This window comes from Pseudoalteromonas rubra, from assembly GCF_000238295.3.
Lineage (GTDB): Bacteria > Pseudomonadota > Gammaproteobacteria > Enterobacterales > Alteromonadaceae > Pseudoalteromonas > Pseudoalteromonas rubra.
In genome coordinates, this window is record NZ_AHCD03000035.1 from 1171385 (window position 1) to 1190236 (window position 18852).

At 49.2% G+C, this 18852-nt stretch carries 14 protein-coding genes; 11 read left to right on the forward strand and 3 right to left on the reverse strand.

Annotated features, from left to right (window positions below; all coding sequences use genetic code 11):
• Nucleotides 1-163: 163 nt before the first annotated feature.
• Entirely contained in the window at nt 164-2506 is a 2343-nt protein-coding gene (locus PRUB_RS16500) for a DNA polymerase II (RefSeq protein WP_010382517.1), read from the reverse strand.
• Nucleotides 2507-2573: 67 nt separating this feature from the next.
• Between PRUB_RS16500 and dinG the strand changes: the two genes are divergently transcribed.
• The 7 genes from dinG to PRUB_RS16535 all read left to right on the forward strand — a co-directional run bounded on the left by dinG (nt 2574) and on the right by PRUB_RS16535 (nt 8386).
• Nucleotides 2574-4643, forward strand: a complete 2070-nt coding sequence (dinG, locus tag PRUB_RS16505) for an ATP-dependent DNA helicase DinG (protein ID WP_010382518.1) — start codon at nt 2574-2576, stop codon at nt 4641-4643.
• Between the two features lie 3 nt (nt 4644-4646).
• Complete coding sequence (locus tag PRUB_RS16510) at nt 4647-5426, forward strand: TSUP family transporter (RefSeq protein WP_010382520.1); 780 nt, start codon at nt 4647-4649, stop codon at nt 5424-5426.
• On the forward strand, nt 5423-6022 hold the full coding sequence (locus PRUB_RS16515) for a primosomal replication protein (RefSeq protein WP_010382523.1): 600 nt from the start codon (nt 5423-5425) through the stop codon (nt 6020-6022). Before PRUB_RS16510 ends, PRUB_RS16515 begins: the two co-directional genes overlap by 4 nt.
• 19 nt (nt 6023-6041) lie before the next feature.
• On the forward strand, nt 6042-6968 hold the full coding sequence (locus PRUB_RS16520) for a histone deacetylase family protein (protein WP_010382524.1): 927 nt from the start codon (nt 6042-6044) through the stop codon (nt 6966-6968).
• A gap of 104 nt (nt 6969-7072) precedes the next feature.
• A complete protein-coding gene (locus tag PRUB_RS16525) occupies nt 7073-7345 on the forward strand; it encodes a late competence development ComFB family protein (protein WP_010382527.1) in 273 nt (90 codons plus the stop codon).
• On the forward strand, nt 7342-7506 hold the full coding sequence (locus tag PRUB_RS16530) for a YbaM family protein (protein ID WP_010382528.1): 165 nt from the start codon (nt 7342-7344) through the stop codon (nt 7504-7506). Before PRUB_RS16525 ends, PRUB_RS16530 begins: the two co-directional genes overlap by 4 nt.
• 85 nt (nt 7507-7591) lie before the next feature.
• On the forward strand, nt 7592-8386 hold the full coding sequence (locus tag PRUB_RS16535; protein WP_010382531.1) for an NPP1 family protein: 795 nt from the start codon (nt 7592-7594) through the stop codon (nt 8384-8386).
• 39 nt (nt 8387-8425) lie between these two features.
• On the opposite strand, the gene PRUB_RS16540 is transcribed toward PRUB_RS16535, so the two are convergent.
• Entirely contained in the window at nt 8426-8884 is a 459-nt protein-coding gene (locus PRUB_RS16540; protein ID WP_010382534.1) for a hypothetical protein, read from the reverse strand.
• Nucleotides 8885-9316: 432 nt separating this feature from the next.
• On the opposite strand from PRUB_RS16540, the gene PRUB_RS16545 reads away from it, so the two are divergent.
• The 3 genes from PRUB_RS16545 (at nt 9317) to PRUB_RS16555 (ending at nt 14642) form a co-directional block, all read left to right on the forward strand.
• Nucleotides 9317-12439, forward strand: a complete 3123-nt coding sequence (locus PRUB_RS16545; RefSeq protein ID WP_010382536.1) for an efflux RND transporter permease subunit — start codon at nt 9317-9319, stop codon at nt 12437-12439.
• Nucleotides 12440-12448: 9 nt separating this feature from the next.
• Entirely contained in the window at nt 12449-13537 is a 1089-nt protein-coding gene (locus PRUB_RS16550; RefSeq protein WP_010382538.1) for an efflux RND transporter periplasmic adaptor subunit, read from the forward strand.
• A gap of 187 nt (nt 13538-13724) precedes the next feature.
• Nucleotides 13725-14642: a glycoside hydrolase family 16 protein gene (locus PRUB_RS16555; RefSeq protein WP_010382540.1), complete on the forward strand. Its 918-nt coding sequence runs from the start codon at nt 13725-13727 to the stop codon at nt 14640-14642.
• Nucleotides 14643-14660: 18 nt separating this feature from the next.
• On the opposite strand, the gene PRUB_RS16560 is transcribed toward PRUB_RS16555, so the two are convergent.
• Entirely contained in the window at nt 14661-16397 is a 1737-nt protein-coding gene (locus PRUB_RS16560; protein WP_081694291.1) for a helix-turn-helix domain-containing protein, read from the reverse strand.
• Between the two features lie 300 nt (nt 16398-16697).
• Here PRUB_RS16560 and PRUB_RS16565 point away from each other — a divergent pair, with 300 nt between their 5' ends.
• The gene (locus tag PRUB_RS16565; RefSeq protein ID WP_021032748.1) at nt 16698-18659 is read left to right on the forward strand and encodes an FAD-dependent L-amino acid oxidase; all 1962 of its coding nucleotides are present in this window, start codon (nt 16698-16700) and stop codon (nt 18657-18659) included.
• Nucleotides 18660-18852: the final 193 nt, after the last annotated feature.

Sequence of the window (18852 nt, forward strand, 5' to 3'; positions counted from 1 at the left end):
TTTTTTTATGCGAAAAATAGTACCCAAACAAACCATTACCAATTTCGTTAGTATGTATTTACATTCAAATAAAGCTTTGTTTCACTTGCTTTTCTGTGATGAGCGTCAAATAAACGGAAAAAAAAATTTGCTTACAAGCAGCTAAAAAACCGCTTGCACGCTATTACAAATCTGAGGACCAATCCAGCGTACGTTGGCCATTTAAGGTAATGGCATCCAGGTCAACATCCGGTAGCATCTGGTAAATAGGTAAAATCTGTTTTTCTATATAGTGGCTGTAATCAGGGTTGGATAACACGCCCTGCATTAGCCTTGGGCCTGTTGTACTTATATAGTAGGCTACCTGACTTCCCTTACCCAGGTTTCTTGCAGACCCACGACTGTGTGCTTCTTTCGCAGCCCTGACATGAGGCGGGATATTCTTAACATAGGCATTCAGCGGTTTGCCCAGGCGTTTTTTGTAGACCAACTTATTGTCAACCTGACCGCTATTGATCAATGCAATGTATTGCTCCGTTACCGCAACCACATCTTCGTTATCAAATAGGGCCCGGATCACCGCCTGCTGATACTCTTTGGCAATCTCGGTCCAGTCACTGCGCACCGTTTCCAACCCTTTGAACACCAACTCGGCCCCCTGCTCAGTTTGGGTCTGACCGACGTAACGCTTTTTAGATCCCGTTTCCTGACCACGGATGGTTGGCATAAAGAACGGGCTGTAGTGGGTTTCAAACTCAATTTCCAGATAACTGGGTAAACTAAACTGACTGTCAACCTGCTGCGTCCAGCGTTGATTAATTGCTTTCATCAGGTGCTCACCAAGCTGCTGACACTGCACAGGAGACAAAGATTCTGGCACGCATACAAAGGTTGAATCTGTATCACCATAGATCACCTCGTAACCCATTTCTTCAATCCAGCGACGTGTAGTCTGCATAATTTCGTGGCCACGCAGTGTTATGGAGCTGGACAAACGCGGGTCATAAAATCGACAGCCCCGGGAACCCAGCACCCCGTACAGGCTATTCATAATGATCTTGATGGCCTGTTGCAGCATTTTTTCGCCCCGATCTTTGGCTTCCTGTCGGGCTAGTGCCAGCTGGGCTACGAGTTTAGGTAAATGATGACAGGTTCTGGAAAACACACCTTCATTGAACCCACTAATTGCATTGTGAGGCGCGTTGAGCCCTTCGATGAGCCCCATAGGATCAATATGGAATGTACGTATAATAGAGGGGTAAAGGCTTTTGAAGTCCAGCACCAGCACATTTTGATATAACCCTGGCCGCGAGTCCATCACATACCCTCCGGGACTGTCGAATGTCAGGCCATGCTCCCCCAGGTTGGGCGCGATATAACCGCTGCGATGTAATAACGGCAGATACAAGTTTGTAAAAGCAGCCACTGAGCCACCCATACGCTCCAGCTCAAGACCGGTTAACTGAGTCCGGGCAATAGCGAACTCAAGCAAAGACAACTGGGTAAAGATATCCCAGACCAATACGCAATCTTGCAGGTTATAGGCTGCAAGTGCCGGCTTATCATGGTGGAAAAGGCGGATGATCTCCTCCAGCCTGTCATCCTGAGTGAGTAATTTGCTTTCCCCCAGCACCTGCTGGGCAACATAGCTCAACTTAAATGTTTCAAAATGGTAGGTGGCATTCTTCATCGTATCTATGCCATCCAGCACCACACGACCAGCTATCAGCACACGGGTAAAATTCCCTTTGGATACCTGTATCGGGCTATCATCCCGGCCAATACTCAATGAGATACCCAATGCTTCTGAGCGCTCATGAAGTACTACACAGTCGAACTCAATCACGTTCCAGCCAATGATCACGTCTGGATCAAGGCGGTTGAGTTCCTCGACTAATGCCTGCAACAGAGCCAATTCATCATCAACCCAGCGGACATCAACATCACTTTTCTGGGGATCTCCAATCATGATGACGCGCCGCTGCGTTTGCGTCACCAAGCCAACAGAAAACAACACCCCCTCACCACTACATTCTATATCCAGCGACAACATAGACAACTCAGGAACATAATGCGGTGCCGGTTTCAGGCGCGCTTGCTGGATCTCAATATAACCAGCTTTGTTTACTGCATGACCGGATACCCAGGCACCACCGCGTATAAAGCGCTCCATCAGATAACGATCCGCATGACGAATGTCAGCTTCATATAAGGTAACCTGAGCGCCCAGGTGCTCCTTGCACTGGTAGTAGCTACTCAATGTAGGGCAATAGAGGCCCGTCACAGCAGATTGATCAAAGTGTTTAAGTGCAAGCGGTCGGAACTCCACCCCTTTGACTTGCCCAGCCAGGAGAGCCTGCGCCTTTTCAGCCTCCTCTGTGCGAAGAAACAGCACCGCTTGTTGTGCTTCGGTGATCACCTTTAACAAGCCTTCGGCAGATTTCAGCCAATAACAGAGGTGTAACCGGTTGTTAAGGTGGATTTGCTGCCGTGAAAGGATAAAGCCCTGATATACCGCTTGTGCCAAAGGGGATCCCCGCCTAGAATAGAATACCTGTAATTATATCCATACTTTTTTGCTTAAGCGATCCTACATGCTGTCAGATTCTTTAAAAAAAACCATCCGCCAGGCGCACACCAACATTGCTGAACAACTGGAAGGCTATCGCCCTCGCGCCGGGCAAAATTATCTGGTCGCAGAAATCGCTAAAACACTGGGAGGCGACTACCACAAGTCTCAGCGTGTTTGCGTCATTGAAGCAGGAACCGGCACAGGTAAATCGCTGGCTTATTGTCTGGGCGCACTTCCCATGGCATTGGCAAAAAAGAAAAAACTGATCATCTCCACGGCAACGGTAGCGCTGCAGGAGCAGTTGCTGAATAAAGAGCTGCCTTTTTTTAGAGAGCACTCCGGGCTCGACTTCAAATTTGACCTGGTTAAAGGGCGCCAGCGCTACATCTGTGTACAAAAACTGCTGGCTGCGGTGAGCGGCGAAGAGACACAAATGTCCCTGATGCCCACCACCAGTGCGCCTTTATCTGCCATGGAACAACGCTGTTTACAGGAACTGGCGAAAGCCTATCAGGATAAACGCTGGCAAGGAGACAGAGATAGTTGGGCAGATACCATTCCCGACAAAGTCTGGAACCTCATTGCCTGTGATAAACATGCCTGCCAACGACAATTAAAATCTCATAATCTGTGCCCTTTTCACCTTGCTAGACAAAAAATTGCCCAAATGGATGTATTAGTGATCAATCACGCCTTGTTGCTGGCTGATCTGGAACTCGGAGGCGGTACAATTTTAAGCGATCCCGAAGATACCTTTTACGTCATTGATGAAGCCCACCATTTGCCGCATATTACCCGTGATTTTTCATCGGCTGCCGCAACCATTAAAGGCACCATAGAGTGGCTCGATAAGTTACTCAAATTCAGCGGCAAAATGGCCAATGTCGTGGTCTCTCAAAAAGCCATCGGACAGAACTTTAAACTCAACGATGCCGCCAATGACGCCAATAAGGTGTTACGTCAGGTCAGAGACATGCTGGATCAATCTGACTACAGCTATAACGATGATGACACGCACCGCTTCTTACATGGTGAAGTACCAGAGCAACTGAAAGCACGGGCCAAAGACATTGCCGATGCAACTCAGGATGCACTCCGGGCACTGAGCAAAATGCATGATGCGCTGACACTGGATGTGAATGACGGAGATGTACAGGGGTTCATTGCCGATCCCATCTTGGCCGAAAGCGGTCAGTATATTAATCGTCTGGAGCAGCTCAACAAGCTGTGGTTCAGCTACGCAACAAAAGGCGAAGGCACACCCCATGCTCGCTGGATCAAACGTCTCGATTACAAACATCACCATGACTATTTATTGTGCGACTGCCCGATAGAAGTTGGCTTTTACCTCAAAGATCACCTCTGGCGAGAGTGCGCCGGTGCCGTGCTGTGCTCTGCTACCCTCAGTGCCATGGGCAACTTTGATCACTTCGCGCGCGAAAGTGGGCTCAGCAATGAACCCGGCGTCAAATACATCAAAGCCGACTCACCATTTGATTATGCCAAACAGGCGCAGTTGCATATTCCCCAAACTAAAACCGATCCCACCGATAAAGCGTTTAGCGACTATCTGGCCGAAGCACTGCCTGATTTCCTGGACAAGAAAAAAGCCAACCTGGTGCTATTTGCTTCCTACTGGCAGATGGATCACGTGGTTGCTAAGCTGCGAAAACAAGACTGGCAAATCCTGGTACAAGGCGAGCTATCACGTGAAGAGCTATTGAAACGCCACCAGGCGGCCATCGACCTGGGCGCAGGCAGTATTTTATTTGGCACTCAGAGCTTATCAGAAGGACTCGATTTGCCAGGCAAATATCTCGAAAATCTGGTGATCACCAAAATCCCCTTTGCCGTACCGACCTCTCCGGTTGAAGAAGCTCAAGCTGAATTTATTCAGTCAAAGGGTGGCAACCCGTTTTTATCTATCACTGTGCCGGATGCTGCCAAGAAATTAGTGCAAAGCTGTGGTAGACTGCTGCGCAAAGAAACGGATTCTGGCCGCATCACCATACTTGACAGACGCCTGGTTACTAAACGATACGGCAAGGCGATGCTGGATACGCTGCCACCCTTTGCAAAACAAATAGACTAATCCATGCTCGAATTTGCTTTAGACCCAGCTACCTGGGCGTTACTATGTACAGTTGCACTAGCCGCTGGTTTTATTGATGCGATTGCCGGCGGCGGCGGCATGCTCACGGTACCCGCCTTACTCACCGCAGGCCTGCCACCTCATATGGCACTGGGCACCAATAAATTGGCAGCCAGCTTTGGATCGTTAACCGCCAGCTTCACTTATTACAAACAAAACCTCTTTAATCCAAGGTTTTGGGCCGCCTCTGTATTGGCCACGGCCATTGGTGCTGCACTGGGCACTTTGCTGGTTGATTCTCTGAGCATTGAGTTTCTCAATAAGCTCATTCCGGTCATCATTTTGTTGGTTGCTTTGTATAGCCTGTTTGGCAAGATGAGTCACAGCGACTCCATCGACTTACCACCAAAGACAGGCATGCTGAAAGTCAAACAATGGCTACAAGGCCTGTCCCTGGGCTTTTTCGATGGTCTGGCTGGCCCCGGCACAGGCACTTTTTGGACTGCATCTAATGACATGCTATACAAAATGAGTCTATTACTTAATTGTGGTCTGGCGCGTTCGATGAATTTTGTCTCGAACTTCATTTCCCTGATCACATTTGTCGCATTGGGTCATGTTAATTTCCTACTGGGGCTAACGATGGGCGCATTTCTGATGCTGGGCGCCTGGCTTGGTGCACATTCAGCGATAAAATTTGGCAGCCGATTGATTAAACCCTTGTTTAATGCTGTGGTGATCATGTTGACCGCCAAATTGATATTTGAGGCGTACATGGTATGAGTCAGCCACTGGAGAAGCTCAGACAACGCGTTGACGAGTTGCAACATCATGCTGAACAGTTTGATAACGCAAAGTGGTTTGATAAAAACCGCTATATTCAGTCACAACCTAGCCTGTTTGACAGCCATGTGTTTCGTAGCAAAAGCCTGAAACTCGGTGACTATGTGGATGAAGTAAAAGAAGCACTCGCAAACTTGCCTCCACAGTCGCAGCGTCATGCTTTGCAATATGCGGTGGAACACATTGGTGAACAAATTGAAGCCATTATTAAAGTGCTTAAATCAACGCCTGTCTGGGCCAAAGAAAACCGCTTTCAGCCACATAAAAAGGCAAAAGTGTACCGTCAGGCCGTGAAAAAGATCATGCAACCCTCTCATGAACTCTATCAGGAGTTATCTCAAAATCATGAGTTCGAGCGACGACTGCAAGAGATGATCTCGCTACGTCAGGACCAACTGATCAAAGCATCGCCCGACCAGGCGAGTCAACTAAACAAAGAAATCCTTGCTCTGCATGGCCGACTTGGACGATGCCGAAAAGCCATCAGTGCGACCGAGGATAAGATTCAGCTGCAAGAAAAGCAGAATCGTTCTTGAACAAGGTAGTAGTGCCGTTATGTTGTTTTACCACCCCAGCTACAGTGCACTCCCCTTGCCCCCAAAGCACAGGTTTCCTATTGATAAATATCGCCTGCTCTATCAACAGCTATTGCAGACCCCCTGTGCCAGCTGGCTGACTCAACCTAACTTAGTCGCCTCACCAGCGCACATCACGTTATGTCATGAACCAGAATATGTCACTGCGTTTCTCAATGGCACCCTGCCCGACGGCGCAGTCAAACGCATGGGGTTCCCCTGGTCAGAGCAATTAGTAGAACGTACGTTATGCTCTGTAGGGGCTGCATTAGAAGCTGTGCAACTGGCACTCAGCGACGGCTTTGCTGCCAACCTGAGCGGTGGTTATCATCATGCTTTTAGCGACCGGGCTGCCGGCTTTTGTATTTTCAACGATTTGGCCATTGCTGCCAGATACCTTATTCAAACCGGTCAGGTCGATACGGTGCTACTGCTGGACTGTGATGTACACCAGGGTGACGGCAGTGCAGAAATTCTGGCTGACGATACGCAGATAATCACATGCTCGCTGCATTGTGAGCAGAACTTTCCCAAACTGAAACGTCAATCCGACTACGACTTTGCCTTACCTGTGGATTGCTCAGATGCGACGTATCTGGCAACGCTCCACGACGCCCTGTCTCTGTGCACCCGCCTCCATCAACCAGACATCATCTTGTACAATGCCGGTGCAGATATATTTCGCCTGGATGAACTCGGCCATCTTGCGGTTAGCCTGGACGGAGTACTGGCAAGAGATAAACAGGTATTAGGCCATGCCAGGCAGCAGGGTATTCCTTTGATGGCAGCACTTGGCGGTGGTTATCAGCGTAACGTTAGCCGTTTAGTCGACGTGCATATGCAGCTTTTTATCGCATTGCAGCAGATCTGGCCGGAACGTTTCGCAGCCTCTCCGTCCCCTAAATAACAACACATTTATTCACACACCCGTCGTTAAAAATTGCCGCTGGTATTAACCACTGAGGTGGTTTATGTTGTACAATTACAATAACTTCAAAATGGAGCATGACGATGAAACTTCATGATGATTTGCACAATTATTACGAAAAGATTGTGCTCGAAAATATTGAGGAACGCGGCCTTGACCACAAGTATGATGAAGATGTCATGGCAGACCTGTGTTGTACTGCATTGAACCGGTTACCTGCTCGCTATATTCGCTTCGATGTCGATATGGAGTTTTATCTGCCGACAGACGAAAGAACCGAGATGGAAGCACGCGTTAAGGAAGCCGTTGATTATGCACTTTCACAAATTTCGAAAAAGAAACAATTTCAGCCATGACCCAAAATACCTTAGAACACGCACCTGAGCACATTAAGCTGGCCGTCGATCTGATCATGTTGCTGGAAGAAAATAATGTACCGGCAGAGCAGGTACTCGCCGCACTGGAAATCGTTCAGGCAGATTTTGCCAAAAAGCTGGATACAGACAATCTACTCTAAAAAAACAAAAAACTTCACATCACATTTACCCTTGTGTCATATTGTCGTCTCACAATGACGACAATTTATGATGTAAGGAACAAACATGACAACACTAAACTTACGTGCACTCACTCTGGTCACTGCCAGCCTGCTGAGCGGCGGGGCGCTGGCAAATGACTTTGCGGCACTCGATCAAGCCTTACCTTCTGGCTATGCAATCAATGGGACCGAGCCTGTATTTGATTTTGATGGTGACGGTTGCCTGCCCAGTGCAGGGATCAGCCGCAGCGGACAGCAAAATGCAGGGTTAAAAACCTCAGGCAGTCTGGGTGGCAATTGCCGTGACAGCCAATTCTTAAACACATCAAATACGGTTCATCGCCATGCCTGTAAAGAAACCGACCAGGGTCGTTTCTGTGGTCACTTCTATGCCATGTATTTTAAGAAGGATCAGGTATTCCCATACTTTGGAGGTGGCCACCGCCATGATTGGGAATATGCAGCGGTATGGACTAAAGATGGCCAGGTGACTCATGGCAGTTACAGCGCTCACGGTGACCTCTACACAAAACCAGCCAATGAGTTACCTTTTGAAAACGGCCATCTGAAAATTGTCTATCACAAAGACGGCATTCTGACCCATGCATTTCGATTCGCCAAATCCAATGAAGTGGCTGAAAATGGTTACAACCGCTTTGTTACGCCAAATATTATCAGCTGGTACACTATGTCGGGAGATGGCATAGACAATCAGGGATTGCGTGACAAGCTGAACCAATATGACTACGGCTCGGCAACTTTACCAGTAAAAGACAGCCGTTTCCTGACTAACCTCAATCGATTCAAGCCTTCAGGCTATCCAACGTATACCACAGCTGACGTATTAGCGGCTCAGTAATCTGGGCTTTTGGCCCACGCTATAAGTGGGCCACTACAGCTAGGCTGATCTGGCAAGTGTCTCAGCGGAAGTTTGCAATTTATACTGGGCGAAAAAGCGACTGTCTGCTTCTGAGTCTTTAGGGCAGGCAAAGTAAGCGACATCGTCGCGCACCGGCTCCGGTCGGGCGTGTTTACCATCTTCCCAATACAAGACAGCATGCTTGACCAGCTCTTCCAGGTAAGTGTGATCCCAACTGTAGTGGCAGTAACCATGGTGATCAGACAGATAGGGCGCGTAGTCGCCAGAGGTTTCAATGCTAGTTACACCGTTTTTATAGTCAGCGAATGCTTTTGCGTCTTCCTCAGCTGTGGCAGGGTCGACAAAATAGGCGACATCACGACGCGGTGGCAGGGCCTGAGGTAAGCCAAATTTTTCTCTTATGGCCGAACACTCAACGACAATCCAGGAAACAAAATGGGCCCCTATCTGGTGATCCCACTTCAACGCAACAAACATCTCAACTCTCCTTCTAAGCTCAATTCATCTTGGTCCGTTCGGTCTCTCCCATACTAAATTGGGATCGTACCTCGGAATGCGCGCGAAGCTTACCGGAAATTATTGTCAAAAAGTAGTCAATTCACCGTTTTTTTCATGACATTTTCTGATCTGGATTAGGAAATCAATGACTCACCCAATACATTTTTACCCGCACTGAGCCAAGCGTACTTAATACGGCGTTCGTTCAAAAAACACTCAGAAGGCGCGGGGCTGTGGTAGTCTAAAATGTGTCTAAATCGATGAAATCGTTACAAGGTATTACAGCTTGGTCAATCACCGCTAATATGTTGCTATTTGTCGTGAAATTCAAAAACAGGAGCTTACCTGACGCTAGCAGTTTTTTGTCATTTCATTAAACTGCACAGTGAAGCTCAACACTTGGACGTTGTTATGAACCTGACACGCAATTCACTGAAAAACCCTGCCGCTGTCATCGTGATCCTGGTGCTGCTAATACTGTTTGGCATTCTCAGTATTTTTAAGTTACCGATCCAACTTACGCCAGATATAGAACAACCACAAATAACCATATTTTCTGGCTGGCGGGAAGCGGCTCCCGAAGAAATCGAATCCGTTATCATAGAACCACTCGAAAATGCGGTTAAAAATACGCCCGGCGCATTGGAGGTAAACACCACCATCAACCGTGGCAACGGCTTTATCTCCTTAACTTTTGCCGTCGGTACTGATATGCAGCAAGCGATGCTGGATGTACTGACTAACCTAAATCAGGCGCCGCCACTGCCATTAGACGCCATTGACCCTGTGGTCAGTGCTGGTGGTAATGGTGGTCCCGCCGGACCAAATGCGGCCTCTTTGCTCGTCACCCCGCTAAACTACCAAGGTGATGGTTTAGACCTGGATATGGCACAGTACCAAAAAACCATTGAAGAACTCATTGAGCCGCGCCTTGCAAGCATTCCGGGCGTTGCCCGGGTTAACCTTGCCAGCGAGCGGCCAAAAGAGCTGCGCATTACCTTTGATCCTCACAAAGCAGCCGCTCTGGGGCTCACGTTAGGACAGATCAGACAAACTCTGGCCAGTTCCAGAGACACCTCAGGGGGCCTGGCCGATGTAGGGCGACGTCAATACACTGTGCGCTTTACCGGTCAATATGATCTTCAGGATATGCTGCAAATGCGTATTGGCTATTCTCAGGATCGCCCCATCTACCTCGGTGATGTCGCTACCGTTGCCGAAACTTACTCCGACCGCCGGGCGATGAGTGGCCGTAATGGCAAACCGGCCTATTATATCACCGTTTCCCGGGCTAATGGTGCCAATACGGTGGCCCTGCTTGATGGCATCAACCAGGCAATAGCCGAACTAAACGCAGGCCCGCTGCCCGAAGCAGGCATTGCGATAGAGCTCAGCTACGATGCCTCGATCCATATTCGAAATGCATTATTGCTGGTAAAGAGCAACCTCGGACTGGGCGTATTGTTATCCCTTGCCATCCTCTGGCTGTTCTTTAGAGGGATAAAAACCACGCTGATCATCGCAGCGACCATCCCAGTCTCTCTGATGGTCGCCTTTTTAGCACTCAATGCGTTCGAGCGCAGCCTGAACGTAATTTCTCTGGCAGGTCTGGCCTTTGCAGTCGGGCTCGTGCTGGATGCAGCCATCATAGTGCAGGAAAATATCGCTCGTCTGAAGTCTAACGGATTTGACAACTATAAGGCGGCTTTACGCGGTGCGGGGCAGGTTGCCGGTGCCCTATTTGCCTCTACAGCCACCAGCGTCGCCATCTTTTTGCCCATCTTATTCATGGCAGGTATTGAAGGGCAATTATTTTCCGACCTGGCATTGACCCTCTCCATCGCTGTTGTCGCTTCCTTGTTATGCGCCCTGACCATTATTCCGGTCGCCAACCGCTATTTGCCTGATAGCAAAACACAAGCCGATCCTTACAAATACTATTGGCACAAACTGACCGCTCTCATCATGCGTCTGACCAACAGTAAGTTAAAGCAACTCAGCTGGGTTTGTGCCTTACTCGGCGGCTCTGCGCTCGTCACCCTGACCATGTTGCCAAAAACTGATTTCATGCCACGCGCGCCGACAGATGGCTTTTTCTTCAATCTGGTCACGCCGCCTGGAGGGAATATGGCTTATATGGAAGAGGAGCTGCTAAAACGCGTCAGAGCGCGACTAATGCCTTACTATCATGGCGACAAACAACCCGGGATCAAAGACTTCAACTTTTACATTTTTGGCGCCAATGCCGGTGGGTTTATTTACTCCTCAGATCCGCAGCGTGTTGAGGAGTTGATGCAAGTGGCCCGGGAAGAAATTTTTATCGATCTGCCAGATACTCAGGTGTTCTTTTTCCGGGGTTCGATGATCAACATTGCCAACGGCGGTGACGGTCGCGATATCAACATCGAACTCACCGGGCCAAATATGGACGACCTGGTTGCCGGGGCTGAAGTTGCCCTGCAAGCGGTACAAACTGCAATGCCTGACGCCACTGCGCGACCACAGCCTCGCCTGGATATGGCAGAGCCGGAGCTCAGGTTGCATCCCAATGACCGCCGTATTACTCAGGCCGGGCTGACTCGTCAGGATGTCTCACAGGCGGTACAAGCGTTTACCGGCGGGCTATTTATCAATGAGTACTTTAACGGTAACGAGCGAATGAACGTTATTTTACGAGGCCAGACGTGGAAAACACCGGAAGAGCTCAAAGCTTTGCCTTTGTTCACGCCAGATGCCGGGATCCAGACACTGGGCGAGCTTGCCCATGTCACCCGTACCGTGGGGCCCAGTCAACTCCAAAGGATCAATGGCCGCCGTACAGTCAGCATCATAGTCACACCACCAGCAGAAATGAGCCTGCAGCAAGCACAGGCAATCCTGACCGAACAAGTAATGCCTAAGATCAAAGCACAATTACCTGAAACAGCCGGTGTGATCCTCGGTGGCAATGCGCAAAAAATGAACAGCGCTATAGAAGAAATGACCCTCAATTTCTTCCTCGCTCTGTTCATTCTATTTTTATTGATGACCGCATTATTTAAATCAGTCCGCGACAGTGCATTGGTGCTGCTCGTGATGCCACTGGCCATTGCTGGTGGTGTTGTCGCACTCTATGTGCTCAACCTGTTTGCCTTCCAGTCTTTGGACTTGCTCACCATGATCGGCTTTATCATCTTGCTGGGCCTGGTAGTCAACAACGCTATTTTACTGGTTGATCAAACCCGCCATGCACAAGCGCAGGGTATGAGCCGCCGCGATGCCGTCGAGCAAGCCGTCTTGATGCGCGCCCGACCAGTCTATCTCAGTACGCTGACCAGCCTGTTCGGCATGCTACCGCTGATGCTGATGCCCGGCGTTGGATCAGAGATTTATCGTGGCCTTGCCACAGTTATCGTCGGCGGCATGGCCATTAGTGCCCTGTTTACGTTGGTCCTGATGCCCAGTCTGTTACAGCTTGGTTCGGATAAACAGCCGACCTCGAAGGTCAATAACGATAACAACAAACCTCAGTTAAATCTGGTCGCGAATCAGTAGGAGTCCACAATGTTTGCAAGTCAATATAAACACGCTCTGGTCACCGTCCTTTTGACCAGTGCCATCAGCTTCAGTCAGCTGGTTAACGCAGCCCAGCCTGTGACAGTTGAGCCAGTATCTCAGGGCCAGCTTACCAGTCAACTGGCCGTCAATGGGACCTTACATGGCAAGCGTGATATGGTCATCACGGCCGGTGTGTCTGGCCGGTTGCACTACGTTGCAGAGCCCGGTTTGGAAGTTAGTAAAGGTGATGTGCTGGTGCGAATGGATACCCTGCCGCTTGAACTTGAAAAAGCACGCCAGCTGGAGATGCTCAAACGCGCCCAAGTGAATTTGCGATTTCAGAAGCAAGAACTCGCACGCCTGACTGAACTGGCTAAAACCAGTAGTGCTGCTGCCAGTCAGGTAGACAAAGTACAAAATGCCCATGATTTGGTGCTCTCAGATATCGCGCTGGCGCAAGTTGAGCTCAGGGTGATTGAAGATCAACTCAACCGGGCAACGGTAACAGCCCCATTCTCAGGCATCATTAGCAAACGTTACCATCGCGCCGGTCGAGACGTCAGCCGGGCTGATGAATTACTGAACCTGGTAGACATCCACCAGCTTGAAGCGCGCCTGTATGTACCCGTGAAATACCTCAGCTATGTGCGCACTGGCCAATCCTTACCTGTGAGTGCCGGAAATCTGGATGCCCCGCAAACCACAACCGCGCAGGTCAGTGCCGTGATCCCAGCCACCGATCCGCGCTCGCAAACCTTTGAAGTGCGTGCAATGCTCGACCAGCCAGGTGAGTCAGATAACCAGCAACACTGGGCAGTCGGGCAACTGATAGATGTATCAGTGCCACTGGCAGCCAGTAACCGGGCATTATTAGTTAATCGTGATGCACTGATCTTGCGCAAACAAGGTATTCATGTGGTCAAAATCGATGCCAGTAACACGGCAACACAAATCCCCGTGACAGTCGGCCAGGGTCAGGGCCAGCGCGTGGCCATTACCCCTAAGCCAAGCCATCAGCTTATCGCAGGAGACAGAGTTGCGGTACGCGGCGCAGAGCGACTGACCGATGGTCAGGAAGTTGAGGTACAAAATTAACACAGCTTACTAGCCCAATGAGCCTGCTTAAGGAAGAGCTAAGGCTCATTTTTAAATTCAATCTACTAAAATCAAACATTTAATATTTTTTAATAAGCGCGCTTTTATCAATTTAAGCGTTTTTAACTGGTATATCCTGCTGTTTCGGTCAACGCTGGTGCTGTCCAATAACAACAAGGAATACGCGATGAAAAACCCCGTCTTTTTTTCTTTTTCAGTCTTAGGTGCCAGTATGCTGATCGCCTGTACCAGCCAACCTCTGGGTGCTCAGCCAGTCCAAATCATGTTTGACGATTTCACTTATACGCGTTTTGAGCAAGCACAAGATAATGGCTGGCAACTGCGTTCAGACGTCGGCCATCCCGGCATAAAAAATGCCACCTGGTGGCATGAAGGCGTGACCTTTCATGCTGATCCACATAATCCGGATAACCAGGTCATGCGCTTAACCTCAAAAACCGATGGCAGTGCCGAAAATACCCGCCATGTACAGGTATGCCATAAACGAAAATACCTTGAAGGGACCTATGCCGCACGGGTCTTTTTTACCGATAGACCCCAATATGGACCAGACGGTGACGGAGTGATCCAGACTTTTTATGCGATCAGCCCACTGGCCGCCCCTATGGACAAGAACTACAGTGAAATGGATTTTGAGTACCTGCCAAATGGAGGATGGGGCACCGATCGCCATGCCTTGTTCGCAACCTCTTGGGAAACTTTTCAGCTCACGCCCTGGACCAAGGTTAACGCCTATGACTACGACATCAACCCGCTGGAAGGCTGGAACACGCTGGTGCTGCAAGTTGGCAACAACACGCTGAAATACTACATTAACGGCAAACTGTACGCGGAGCATGGCAGCGACGTATACCCGGAAGTCGCAATGTCGATAAACTTTAACCAATGGTTTGACCCCAATAAAATCGTCAATTCCAACGAGATGCGCCAGTACTATCAGGACGTTGACTGGGTTTACTTCGTCAAAGATAAGATTGTCGCAGTCAATGAGGTCGGCAAGCAGGTTGAACAATTACGCAAACAGAATGTGCGCCACAAAGATACCGTGCCATCCTCAGGGTATGAAGACTATTGTAGCCTGTAAAAGCGCGGTACTGTGCCTTTAGTTGACCGTGTAAATAGGGGCTTTGGCAAACCAGGCCTCAACACGTTCAATCAACACCGGATCATCTGCACTTTTGGCTAAGGCTTTGGCACGTAATGCGAGCTGATTTGCCTGCTCAACCTGACGAGCCTGGCGCAGCAAATCAGCCTGCGCCAGCCAGATCCAAATCTGGTTAGGGACGGCGTTACTGGCCTCAGCCACCTGGTGTGCCTGCGCAAATAAACGCGTTGCTTCCTGATGCTCTCCCTGCTCAGTTGCAATCCGAGCCAGCTCAATCAATGCATTGGTCTGGCCATAAATCGCATCAAAGCGCTGATGATAGCTCAGCGCTGAGTGCAATAAACGAGAAGCCTCGCTATATCGACCCTGCATACGTTTTATCTTACCCAGCTCTTCCAGCGCGTAAGCAATAAATAAATGATCCGAATTATCACTGGCCTGCTCACGCGCAGTCGCTATGTACTTTTCCGCCCTGCTCAGCTCGTGCTCACGATCTGTTTGCTGAGGCCAGTTGATGAGCAAATAACCCATCATCAGATTGGCACGCATGCGCTCACGCCGAGTCACGACGTCATCGCCGGTTGCCACAATATTTTGCTGCAACAGAGACAACGCTGCCGCTACGTCGCCATTATTTGCCAGACTTGCCGCTAGGTAACGCCTGACCGTCAAGGGATCGGCAGCGTGACGCAAGGCAGAGCGCAACAAAGCAATCGCTTCCTGATAGCTGCGCGATAAATACATCTGCAAGCCCCGGGCAAAGGCCTCATTGCTGAAATCCAGATTGCTTTGTACGTCTAATCTCTGGTCATGTTCGCCGTATCGCGTCGCGAGCCGCGCTATCAACGCCTGATAGGCCAGTTCAGGGCCCGACGCAAAGACCACGCCTTGTTCAGCCCCGCGATTAAAGTGCAGCGTGTATTGCAACTGCATATCTTGCGGAAAGCCACTAAGACGGGTTTCGACCAGTAAATCCGCTCCCAATCGCTCCTGGAGTTGCAACACATCCTGGCGTCGGGACAACCGGATCTGCGCAGTATCGTTGGAATACCAGGGGCTGTGAGATAAAGTTGTTAACACATGCTCTGCCGCAACGACGGGCAACCCCCCTTCTGCCTGAGTGTGTTCACTTAAATAGGCAAGACCATGCAAAGGCACAGCAGCATGCACATCGTCGAGCATGGCGTTCTCTACCGGTAGAAACGCAACGGTAGGATATCGTGTCTCAGGCTGATTGACTGCGTGCATCCCATTTAGCCACAGTCCGCTGATGATAAGCATAAGCACGACCGACACCACAGCAAAACGCCACTTGTCGGTCACTTTAGATCCCTGAATGGGAATTGGCGCCACAGCCAGTTGATAACCGATTCTGGGATGTGTTTTGATGCAATCTGCGCCCAGAATTTCACGCAGTTCACGGATAGACTGAACCAACACTTGTTCCTGAACCACCACCCCCTGCCAGACAGTTTCCAACAACTGTGTTTTGGTCACCACCTGATCTGAATGTTGGATCAATATTTTCAGCACCGCCAATGTCTTAGCACGAATATCTTGCGATGCCTCGTGTGTGGTTGCGGTGCCTTTAAGTAAGTCTATTTCAACCTGATTGAGCAGATAACGCATCGTTCCTTCTCTTGCAAAAACGGTTCTGGCACCGGATAGCACGGTGTTCCCGTCATGAGTGTGCAATATTTCTTTAGCGGGCTCAAGTCCCCTAAAAGCAGACATAGTGGATAGAATTAGTCAGGTGACAAATTTAACTGTTTTATATTCAGAGACCTAGTGTAATTACTGTGATTTTTTGGACACAAACCATATAAAAATTAACCCCTGTGCTACATTTTATGTGGATTATGTCTTTTTGGTGTCAGCATTGTAATAAGGCTGCTCTCTATTTTTGGCTCATGCCTTTCAGGTCTTCACCAAAAGACAGCGATAACAAGCCCACACAACTGAACAGAAGTCGTCGTAAAGATTGTTGCCGTCGTTTGTGACAAAAAACGGTAAATAACGAATTAAGGAACTACTATGACGCATTATTCTTTTGGCAATGAGATCAGCGACAAAAGCCTCCCTAAGCATCTGAAAGTGGCCATTGTAGGGGCTGGTATGGCCGGATTATACAGTGCATGGCGGCTACAAAATGAATCAGGCTGTGACAACCTGGCAATCTTTGAGCGATCTAATCGCACCGGCGGTCGACTGGATTCAGATTTAATTCAATTCAAAAATCAACGCAGTGATACGCCCCCCACGATTACAGTAAAAGAAGAACAAGGTGGCATGCGGTTTTTATTCGATGGCATGGATGACTTGATGGCGCTGTTCCTGAACCTTGACCTCCAGGACCAGATAGTGCCCTTTCCCATGAACAGCGGCGGCGATAACCGATTATTTTTCCGTGGTAAAAGCTTCAGCGTTAACACCGCAGCGCAAGATAACTATCAGATTTGGTCTGAGCTTTATAATCTTGCGCCATCTGAGCAGGGCGTTAATCCTAAGGACATTGTGAATGTGGTCTTCAACCGAATCCTTCAGGCTAATCCTCAGTTTAAAGCCCGACCTGAAGTAAGAGGCCCGGAATTCTGGCAGGCATTCAGGCTGGAATGCCAATGGCAAGGCAAAACGCTCAATGAGTGGACGTTATGGGACCTTTACACGGCCATGGGTTACTCTCAGGAATGCATAAACATGCTGTACCGTGTACTTGGCTTCAATGGCACCTTCCTGTCACAGATGAATGCCGGCGTAGCTTATCAGTTGCTGGAAGACTTTCCGGCTGGAGTGCAATTTAAAACCTTTAAAGACGGATTCAGCACACTGCCCAATTCATTAGTCGATAAAATAGGCACTGACAACATCCACCTGCAAACCAGTATTGAAGAGATCTCTTTTGTAGAAGAAAACAATCACTACGAACTGCACTACCTCCACACAGACGACAGCGGACGCAGCCACAAAGGTAAAGTCACCGCCGAAAAAGTCATTCTTGCCCTGCCCAGATTAGCACTGGAAAAACTTTTTGTTCGCTCTAACGCGTTTAACACGCTGGATAAAGAGCGCTCAGAACAACTGTGGAACACTTTGCAATCCACCTCAAACCAGCCACTGTTGAAGATTAATCTCTATTACGACACTGCCTGGTGGGGACGCGGCACCACCGGACGTCCTGCCGTCGAGTTTGGACCCAACTTTGCCGATCTGCCGACCGGCTCGGTATACCCATTTTATGCAGTAAACGAAGAATTGGTTGCGGCCCTGATGTATCAGGAGCGTAAAACCGAACCATCACAAAGCACCCAGGCAAAACTGGATCATATCAGCAGTGAAAAATATGAGCGCCCCGCTGCATTAACAATATATTGTGACTACCTGAACATTAATTTCTGGAGCGCGCTGCAGAATATTGGAGAGACCTATCACCACCCACACCAGGACGACTATGTCACCGATATCCCGGGTGATATCTATCCAGCATCAACCGCGGTAGTTGAACAAGCCACTAAGTTCTTCAAAGACATTTTCAATACACACTACGTCCCGGAGCCAATCCTGACCAGTGCACGGATCTGGCAAGGTGGTGTACGTTTTGATGTGCCACCAAGCCAACAATTTGGCTTTGGTGTACACCAATGGGCGGTGGGTGCTGATGACAAGCAAGTGATGGCTGAACTCACAGAGCCCCTGCCAAACCTGTTTACTTGTGGTGAAGCCTTTTCTGACTACCAGGGTTGGGTAGAAGGTGCATTGCGCTCTACCGACCTCGCACTCAAGCAAGGATTTGGACTCCAGCCGCTAAGCGAAGTGTATGAGCAAACGACACACATCAGCTCATCCGAAGCCATTAAAGTTGCCTATGAAGAAAACGCCAGCAAGCTTATCAATCAATATATTGAGCCAAACTTCTCAGCGGGTAGCGCCCCGGTTGAGAAACCATCAGAGGTTGAAAACGTGCTGGGTGTGAACCTTAGCTACTTCGACCTTAAATGATCCTGCATTGGGCACCTGTTTCAGGTGCCCTCACGACCTACAGGCAGGAGACACCTGCCAAGCTTGCCCAGGAGAGAATCTATGACTCAAATAACGCATCATTTTACAGTCGCGGACTATTTCAAAGCACGACTGGAAGAAATTGGCGTCGACCAGATGTTTGGTGTCGCCGGCAACTATACTGCGGCTTTAC

Bases quoted from the DNA above. Each gene is read 5' to 3' on its own strand.
- dinG (WP_010382518.1), top strand. From the start codon at position 2,574: ATGCTGTCAGATTCTTTAAAAAAAACCATCCGCCAGGCGCACACCAAC.
- PRUB_RS16510 (WP_010382520.1), top strand. From the start codon at position 4,647: ATGCTCGAATTTGCTTTAGACCCAGCTACCTGGGCGTTACTATGTACA.
- PRUB_RS16515 (WP_010382523.1), top strand. From the start codon at position 5,423: ATGAGTCAGCCACTGGAGAAGCTCAGACAACGCGTTGACGAGTTGCAA.
- PRUB_RS16520 (WP_010382524.1), top strand. From the start codon at position 6,042: ATGTTGTTTTACCACCCCAGCTACAGTGCACTCCCCTTGCCCCCAAAG.
- PRUB_RS16525 (WP_010382527.1), top strand. From the start codon at position 7,073: ATGAAACTTCATGATGATTTGCACAATTATTACGAAAAGATTGTGCTC.
- PRUB_RS16530 (WP_010382528.1), top strand. From the start codon at position 7,342: ATGACCCAAAATACCTTAGAACACGCACCTGAGCACATTAAGCTGGCC.
- PRUB_RS16535 (WP_010382531.1), top strand. From the start codon at position 7,592: ATGACAACACTAAACTTACGTGCACTCACTCTGGTCACTGCCAGCCTG.
- PRUB_RS16540 (WP_010382534.1), bottom strand. From the start codon at position 8,884: ATGTTTGTTGCGTTGAAGTGGGATCACCAGATAGGGGCCCATTTTGTT.
- PRUB_RS16545 (WP_010382536.1), top strand. From the start codon at position 9,317: ATGAACCTGACACGCAATTCACTGAAAAACCCTGCCGCTGTCATCGTG.
- PRUB_RS16550 (WP_010382538.1), top strand. From the start codon at position 12,449: ATGTTTGCAAGTCAATATAAACACGCTCTGGTCACCGTCCTTTTGACC.
- PRUB_RS16555 (WP_010382540.1), top strand. From the start codon at position 13,725: ATGAAAAACCCCGTCTTTTTTTCTTTTTCAGTCTTAGGTGCCAGTATG.
- PRUB_RS16560 (WP_081694291.1), bottom strand. From the start codon at position 16,397: ATGTCTGCTTTTAGGGGACTTGAGCCCGCTAAAGAAATATTGCACACT.
- PRUB_RS16565 (WP_021032748.1), top strand. From the start codon at position 16,698: ATGACGCATTATTCTTTTGGCAATGAGATCAGCGACAAAAGCCTCCCT.